General features: G+C 73.2%; 5 protein-coding genes and 1 pseudogene. All 6 read left to right on the top strand.

The genetic code is table 11. From position 1 onward, the window contains the following. A pseudogene (locus tag IF23_RS0120115) lies at positions 1 to 362 on the top strand (potassium-transporting ATPase subunit B); the annotation flags it as partial. Between the two features lie 8 nt (positions 363 to 370). Further along, positions 371 to 1051, top strand: coding sequence for a potassium-transporting ATPase subunit C (locus IF23_RS0120110; RefSeq protein WP_030285585.1), 681 nt, complete (start codon positions 371 to 373; stop codon positions 1049 to 1051). A gap of 400 nt (positions 1052 to 1451) precedes the next feature. Further along, complete coding sequence (locus IF23_RS0120105; RefSeq protein WP_030285583.1) at positions 1452 to 2690, top strand: helix-turn-helix transcriptional regulator; 1239 nt, start codon at positions 1452 to 1454, stop codon at positions 2688 to 2690. A 295-nt stretch (positions 2691 to 2985) separates the two neighbouring features. Further along, entirely contained in the window at positions 2986 to 3828 is an 843-nt protein-coding gene (locus tag IF23_RS0120100; RefSeq protein WP_051739733.1) for a toll/interleukin-1 receptor domain-containing protein, read from the top strand. Then, positions 3825 to 5792 carry a hypothetical protein gene (locus IF23_RS0120095; protein WP_051739732.1) on the top strand — a complete coding sequence of 656 codons (1968 nt, stop codon included), beginning with the start codon at positions 3825 to 3827 and terminating at the stop codon, positions 5790 to 5792. The genes IF23_RS0120100 and IF23_RS0120095 overlap by 4 nt, the downstream gene beginning before the upstream one ends. Further along, positions 5789 to 7846: a hypothetical protein gene (locus IF23_RS32185; protein WP_051739731.1), complete on the top strand. Its 2058-nt coding sequence runs from the start codon at positions 5789 to 5791 to the stop codon at positions 7844 to 7846. The genes IF23_RS0120095 and IF23_RS32185 overlap by 4 nt, the downstream gene beginning before the upstream one ends. The last annotated feature ends 15 nt before the right edge of the window (positions 7847 to 7861 follow it).

Below are 7861 nucleotides of genomic sequence, written 5' to 3'. Positions count from 1 at the left end.
TCGGCAAACAACTCCTGATCACCCGCGGCGCCCTGACCACCTTCTCCATCGCCAACGACGTCGCCAAGTACTTCGCGATCATCCCCGCGATGTTCGCGGTCGTGTACCCGGGCCTGAACAAGCTCAACATCATGGGCCTGACGTCGCCGCAGTCCGCGATCCTGTCGGCGGTCATCTTCAACGCCCTCGTCATCGTCGCGCTGGTCCCGCTCGCCCTGAAGGGTGTCCGCTACCGCCCGATGAGCGCGGACCGCATGCTCCGCCGCAACCTCGCCCTCTACGGGCTCGGCGGCCTGATCACGCCCTTCCTCGGCATCAAGCTCATCGACCTGCTCCTGACCCTCATCCCTGGCATCGGGTGACGCCCACCATGAACACCTCCCTGGCCAACACCGCCCGCCTCACCGGCGCGGCCCTCCGCGCCCTGCTCACCCTCACCGTGCTGTGCGGCGTCCTCTACCCCCTCGCCGTCACCGGCCTCGCCCAGGGCCTCTTCCCGCACCAGGCGAACGGCTCCGAACTCCGCAGCGACGGCAAGGTCGTCGGCTCCTCCCTCATCGGCCAGCGCTACGACCTGCCGCTGACGAAGGGCGCGTCCACCGCCGCCCCCGACCTGCGCTGGTTCCAGCCCCGCCCCTCCGACGGCCTCGGCGAGAACACGCTCAACACGCGGTACCGGCTCCAGGTCTCCGGCGCCACCAACCTGTCCGGCGACAACCCCGACCTCATCAAGTCCGTCAAGGCGGCGAAGGCCAAGGTCCTCGCCGACAACACCGTCCCCGGCTACACCCCCGAGCCCTCGGCCGTCCCCGCCGACGCGGTGACCTCCTCCGCCTCCGGCCTCGACCCCGACATCTCCCCGGCCTACGCCACCCTCCAGATCCACCGCGTCGCAGCCCGCAACCACCTCCCCGTCCCCGAGGTGACCCGCCTGGTCACCACCCACACCACCCCCCGCACCCTCGGCTTCCTCGGCGAACCCCGAGTCAACGTCCTGGAACTGAACGTGGCGTTGAGGGAGGCACTGAAGGAGGCGGCTGGCAAGGGGTGAGCTGCCGCGGCATGCGCATCGCCCGTCCGGCCTGGGGCCGGGCGGGCGGTGTCGTTTCCGTACGGCGACGGGCCGCCTCCGGGGGCGGGATCCAGGGGCAGGGATCGCGCCAACTCGCCCGTTCCGAGCGGATGTTCGGCCTTCCGGGATACGTGCGCACCGCAAGCGCGGCAAGACCGCACGCAACGGTCCCCGCGGATTCCGGCCGCGGCCCGTGGCCGCTGTACGGGGCCGGTCCGGCTCGCCGTTTCGCGTCCGGCTACCGGAAAGAGGCAACGGACAACACGTCCGGATTGCCGTGCGGGGCTCTCTTCGCGTGCCAAGCTCGTGGTGGAGCGGAAATCGCGCTCCGACCCCACCCGGAACTGCCGACGCGTGCGCCGCGACGAGAGGACTTGGCATGCCCATGAACCCCACCTTCGGGGGCGAACTGCGCCGCCTGCGGGAGCAGGCCGGACGCACGCTGCACGATCTGGCGCGGGAGACGAACTACAGCCGGAGCCACCTCAGCCGCATCGAGCGCGGGGAGAAGCGCCCCTCCGTCGCGCTGGCCCGCCGCTGCGACGCCCTGTTCCGGGCCGCCGGACGGCTTCAGGAACTGGCCGAGGAGGAACCACCCGACCTCACCGAGGCGTTACCGCTGCCCGACCGGCCCCTCGGCCGACGCGGTCTGCTCACCGCCGGTGCGGCCTCACTGATCGGCTACAACTTCCCGTCCGGCGCCGGTTCCGCACGGCCCGCGGACATCTCGCTCGCCGACCCCTTCCGGGTGCAGCTGGAACAGATGCGCCGCCTGGGGCAGAGCGCGGACCCGGGCACCCTGCTCGACCTGCTCGGGGCACAGACCCGCACCGTCGCCCGCCTCGCGGTCGCCCAGAGCTCCTCCGACGGCGCCGAACTCCTCGTCCTCGCGGCGCACTTCGCCAACTACACCGGCTGGATGGCGCAGGAGAGCGGCGACAACCGCGCCGCACTCGACTGGACCGCCAAGGCCGTCGACCTGGCGGAGGCGGGCGGCGACCGGGACCTGTCGTCGTACGCCCTGGTCCGGCAGGCACTGGTGGCCTTCTACGACCACGACGCGGCGCAGACCGTCGCGCTCGCGGGCCGCGCGCAGTCCGAGCGGCTGCCGTCCCGCATCCGGGGGCTGGCCGCGCAGCGGGAGGCCCAGGGCCATGCGCTCGCGGGTGACGAGCGGGCCTGTCTGCTCAGCCTCGACCGGGCCCGCGCACTGTTCGCCGCGGCGCCCGCCCGCACCGGCGCCGACCCGGTGATCGGCACCTCGCACCTCACCGACCCCGCCGCCATGGTCACCGGCTGGTGCCTCTTCGACCTGGGACGACCGCGCGAGGCCGCCGAGGTCTTCGACCGGGAGTGCCTGCGCATCCCGGACCACGCCCTGCGCTCCCGTACCCGCTACGGCCTCCGCCGCGCGCGGGCGCACGCCGCGGCCGGTGAGGTCGAGCGCGCCTGCGAGATCGCGTCCGAACTGCTCGATCTGACGGTGACCGCGCGCTCCGCCACCGTGACCACGGACGTCCGCAACCTCGCCAGGGAGCTGGCCCGGTTCCGTACCCTCCGCGCCGTACGCGAGCTGCAACCCGCGCTGTCCAGAGCGCTCGCCCTCACCCGGCCCTGACGGCCGCCCCGCCCGGCCTCCCGCCGCCGGGCGGCACACCCCGCCTGTTCCCTCCGCCGCGCGAGGGCGATGACGCCTGCCCGTAGGGGAGAGGCACGCCCCGCGGCCGTACGGCGACGCCGACGAGCCTTCGGCCTCCGTACCGGACCCGTCCGCCGTCAGCGGTCCGTGCCGCCGCGCCCGGACACCCGGCGCCCACCGAACCCGGATCTTTCCCCGATCCGTCACCGACCCGGTCCGCCGACCCACGACGGACCACACCCGCAGAGCACCGCACAGGAAAGAGAACACCGCCATGGACGACGTCTTCATCAACTACCGGACCAAGGACGAAGAGGCCACCGCCGCCACGCTCGACCTCTATCTCTCGCAGCGTTTCGGCACCGACCAGGTCTTCCGCGCCAGCAAGTCCATCGACGCGGGCCAGAACTTCCGGAAGGAACTGGTCGCCGCCGCGCGCCGCTGCCATGTCCTGCTGGCGGTGATCGGGCCGGACTGGTTGACGGCGCGGGCCAAGGACGGCAGGCGGGCGCTGGACGTCCCCGAGGACTGGACGCGCCGGGAACTCCTGGAGGCGTCCGATGCGGCGCAGGTCATCCCGGTCCTGGTCGGCGACACGCTCCGGCTGCAGCGTTCGGAGCTGCCGAAGGCCCTCGCCTGGCTCGCGGACTGCCAGTACCGGCGGCTGTACCACCGAGACCACAACGCCGGGCTCCAGCGCATCGGTGACGACATCGCCGAACTGGTCCCGCATCTCGCAGAGAACGACCGGCACAAGGGCGAGGAGGACGCCCGGGACGCGGGCGACGTGGGCGGCGGCAACCGGGTGGAAGGCCGGGACATCGGCATCGGCGGCGTGGGCCGTGACTTCCGCGGCACCTACATCGGCAGGTCGGAGGGGCCCCTCCAGACGGGAAACGGCACCCAGCACGCCCCGCAGATCTCCGGGAACGGTGCGAACTATGTCGCGGGCGATGTCTCCGGACCGGTCGGTGGCACCCACGTCGCGGGGGATCAGACTCGTGTCGAGGGCGAGGTGTCCGGCGGGCCTCTCATCACCGGGAGCCACTTCGGCACCACCGGCACCATCGGCTCCCACCACGACAACCGCCGCGCATCCGAGGACAGTGACAGGTGAGCGAGGGGGACAGCGCCACCTGGATCAGGGAATCACTGGGTCCGGTCCAGGCGGCGCCCGGCGATCAGCACAACCATTTCTACGCGCCCCTCGGCGGCGGCCCGGCACAGGCGGGGGAAGCTCCCAAAGACCCGCTGACGGTCGCCCGGGAACACCGCGCCTGGCTGAGCCGGCGGTTCGCCCCACCGGCCGGTTTCGGGGGAGCCGTCGACCGGCTGGCCAAACCGGGAAGCACCGTCCTGCTGGACGGCCCGGAGGGCGTCGGGCTGCGGACCGCGGCCACCGTGCTGCTCCACCGGCTGGGCACCCCGGACAGCCCGTTCGAGGAACTGCCCGCCGGACAGGAGGGGGACGAGGACGTCCCCGACATCGCCCGGGGGGACCGCTTCCTGCTCGACCTCTCCGCCACCTCCGACGACTCCTACCGGGACGCCCAGCAACGCCTGGTCGTCCGCCAGGAGAAGGTGTGGGAACGCGGCGCGTGGATGGCCGTGGTGCTGCCCACCGGTCTCAGGCACCAGCTGCGCCCGGATCTGGCCTCGCTGACCGTCGAGTTGGGCCGCCCTGACGGGGTGCGGGCTCTCGCCCTGCATCTCCGGCGGAACGGCATCGACGTCGAGCGGCGGAGCCTGGAGACACCGAAGCTCAAGCATCTGGTCCATGAGTCGTCGATGCGGGAGATCTTCGACTTCGCGGACCTGGTGCGGCGCGCCCGCGAACGGGCCGGGCGCAAGGGCAGCTTCCCCGGCTGGTGCGCCGAGGCGCTCGCCGCGGTCACCAGGCGGCCGGAAGAGGTGACCGAGCAGGTGCAGAAGCTCCAACACGTACCGGAACGGGCTCTGCTGCTCTCCGCCGCCATGCTCAGCGACGTCCCCGCCGACGCCGTGCACCAGGGCGCGGCCGAACTCCTCCGGGGGCTCGGCCACGAGGACGAAGGGACTCCGCTGCTCGCCCGGCCCGGGCTCGGCGAGCGGCTGGACGCCCTGGGGGTCCGGCGGGAGGAGGACGGCCGGGTGCGCTTCGCGAAGCTCGCCTACGACGGGGCGGTGCGCCTGCACTTCTGGGTCAACTATCCCGATCTGCGGCAGGAGTTGAGGAACTGGGTGGTGAAGGTGGCCCGGTTCCCCGGCCTCACCGGACGCGACCGGGAACGCCTGGCGGCGCGCTTCGCCGAACAGTGCCTCGTCGTCGACCGTCCCCACGACCTCTGGTCCGTGGTCGAGGAGTGGACCGTCTCCGACGGAATGGAGGCGGAGGCCGCCGCCCTCCTCGAACAGGGTCTGGGCCACTCACGGCACGCCGCCCGTATCCGCTACCGGATCTACCAGTGGGTGACGGGCCCCCACCTCAGCGTCGCCCTCGCCCGCGTCGTGACCCGCGTCTGCCGACAGACCCTCGCCGCCACCCACCCCGACCAGGCACTGGTACGCCTGCACCATCTGGCGCTCCGTCCCGGCGAGGAGGCCGATGTGGCGTGGGACGACCTCCTGGGCCTGGTGCGCGGCAGCCGCCGCCTCCACGCGCGCCTCGTCGAGCGGTTGCTGACCGTGCGGCGGGGCGACGAGAAGCGGAAGTTCCGGCTGCTGCGCGACCTGATCGACCCCGCCCGGCTCGGCTTCTGCCCGTACAGGACGTCCCTCCGGGACGCCTGGCGGGCGGTGCTGGCCCGCTCCGATTCCCCGGCGGTCTGGAAGCCGCTGGCGTTCGCGCTCTTCACGGCGGTGCACGAGCGGCGGGACTGGCACCGTGCGCCGGACGCCCTGATACGCGCGGCCGACGGCGATCCGGGCGTCCTGAACCACCTCTACGTCATGACCTGCGACTGGACCGCGGCCGCTCCGACGCCGCGCGACCGCGCAGCCCGGCAGACGATCGCCGCCGGGATCCGACAGAAGATCGACGCCGCGCAGGGCCTGGACTTCACGACCGATCGCCCCGGCGCCTCCCAGGGAGAACCCCGATGACGTTCCGAAGCAAGACCGTTCCCATCCTTCTCGTCCTGCTCGGCGGTTCCGTGCCCGTCCTGCTCGGACTGCAGCTCGGCTGGCCCGGCTGGGTGACCGTCTTCCCGGCGCTGGCGCTGGTGGCGCTGCTGTCCCTGCTGGTGGTGTACCAGTCCACCGACGCGGAGCGGCGGGCCGACCCGTACGGCCCCGATCCGTCGCCCGTGGCGGAACCCGTCTCGCCGTCCTTCGTGACCGGCCCCGGGGCCTCGCCCTTCGCGACCGGACCCACGGCGCCGGTCGAACCGCCCTTCAACGAACGGCGGCTGGAGCGCGTCCGGCTGGCCAGCGCGCGTCCGGACTACACCTTCGTCTTCTCGGCCACGGTGTGGTGGCGACCGCTCCATGGTGACGCGGGTCCCGCGCAACCCGGCCTCGCGGACCTGGCGGAGTCCACCGTGCTGTCCCTGGCCCAGGCGGTCGTCGGCCAGGAGGCCCCCGAGCGCTGGGAGACCGCCCACCACCGGCTGCAGGGCGAGATCGGCTGCCGACGTACGGACTCCTCGGACCGGATCACCGTTCTCGCGGACGGGATCAGCCTGACCCTGGACGAGGACGACCGTGTCCGGCTGGAGAAGCTGGCCCAACTCCGGAAGGAGGAGGACGACTGGGAGCGCCACCGCGACTTCGAACGCAATCGGCGCGCCTACCTGGGCGACGAGGTGCTCAAGACGCCCGGCAGCGCCGTCGTGTGGTGGCTGACCCGCCACGACGAGCGGGTCAAGGACGCGGTGAACATGATCGGCCCGCTCGCCCAGTTGTCGGCCGCCGCGAACGACACCGAGATCCCCGAACCGTTCCGGCACGTCGTCGCCGGGTACCCGGACCGTGAGTCCTACCGGGCCGCCATGTACGTGCCGGACGACGCGGAAACTGTCGACGACACGGAGTACACGTTCCGGACCCCCATGCCGGAGGCGGACCAGTCACCGTTCGACCCGGGCCGGGGCTCCGCCGTTCCGGGCGGCGCGGACGAGGGGGCCCGGTTCACGGCGGGCACATCGGGGGAGCCGCACCCGTACGAGGCGCCCGCCGCGGCTCCGGATCTCGATGTGGTGGACCGCATCTCCCAACTGCTCGACGAACTCGGCCTGAAGGAAGGGGATACGAAGCGCGATACGTACGTATACCGCATCGCCGGCATCACCGAGGCCGCCGGCCTGCCCGAGCAGGCGGAACAGATCAGGGAGCGCCTCAACGCCCGTCACTGCCCGCCCTCCGAGGCCCAGCCGCCGTTCACCGCCCCCTCCGCACAGCGGACCGACCACCCCACCGCACCCACGGACGAGGACCGGACGCCGGACGGCCGCCCCGGTGACCCTGCTGCCGGCGCCCCCGCGGACGGCACACCGCACGGCTTCGGATTCCCGGACCGGGGAGCCGCCGAGGGCCCCGGGCACGTCTCCGAGGAGGCCCCCGCGCCCCCGTTCGACGACCGCCCCGGTGACGGGTACACGGGGCAGGAGACCCACGAAGGACGGTTCGCCGACGCCCACCCGGCCGACACCGGCGGAGGGTACGGCGCCGACAACGGGCCCACCGCCGAAGACCGGGCGGCCACCCCGCACGCCGCGCCCGAGAACACCCCTGACGGCGGCCAGGGCCCGGCCCCGCAACCGTCCCCGTTCGACGCCCCCGACCGGCCGGGCGACCCCCGCCCCGCGGACCACGACCCCCGGCGCGGCTACGGAATGCCGCCGGAGCAGTCCCCGGACGGCGGATACGCGCCGCCGCCGAACGGCACGGTGGTGACCGGGCACACCCCGGAAGCCGACGCCGCCCCGCCCATGAACGGCACTCCGCCGTCCGGGAACCCCCTGTGGTGGGGCGACCGGTCCGAACCGGCCGACGGCGGACCGGCGGCGCCTCCGGCCGAACCGCCCGCCGCGCCCCGCCGCGTCTGGGCCATGCCGCCCGCGGACGCCGACAGCCAGGACACCCCGGAAGCCGCGGACCGGCCCGAGCCTCCCCACGAGGGCGGGCCGCGGGACCCGCACACCCCCGGCTTCGGCTGACCGCGCCACGGCAGT

Origin of the sequence: Streptomyces catenulae, assembly GCF_000718015.1 — a bacterium.
GTDB classification, from domain to species: domain Bacteria; phylum Actinomycetota; class Actinomycetes; order Streptomycetales; family Streptomycetaceae; genus Streptomyces; species Streptomyces catenulae.
Note: the sequence above shows the minus strand (reverse complement) of the source record. Positions and strands in the feature narration are given on the sequence as shown.

Bases quoted from the DNA above. Each gene is read 5' to 3' on its own strand.
- IF23_RS0120110 (WP_030285585.1), top strand. From the start codon at position 371: ATGAACACCTCCCTGGCCAACACCGCCCGCCTCACCGGCGCGGCCCTC.
- IF23_RS0120100 (WP_051739733.1), top strand. From the start codon at position 2,986: ATGGACGACGTCTTCATCAACTACCGGACCAAGGACGAAGAGGCCACC.
- IF23_RS32185 (WP_051739731.1), top strand. From the start codon at position 5,789: ATGACGTTCCGAAGCAAGACCGTTCCCATCCTTCTCGTCCTGCTCGGC.
- IF23_RS0120105 (WP_030285583.1), top strand. From the start codon at position 1,452: ATGCCCATGAACCCCACCTTCGGGGGCGAACTGCGCCGCCTGCGGGAG.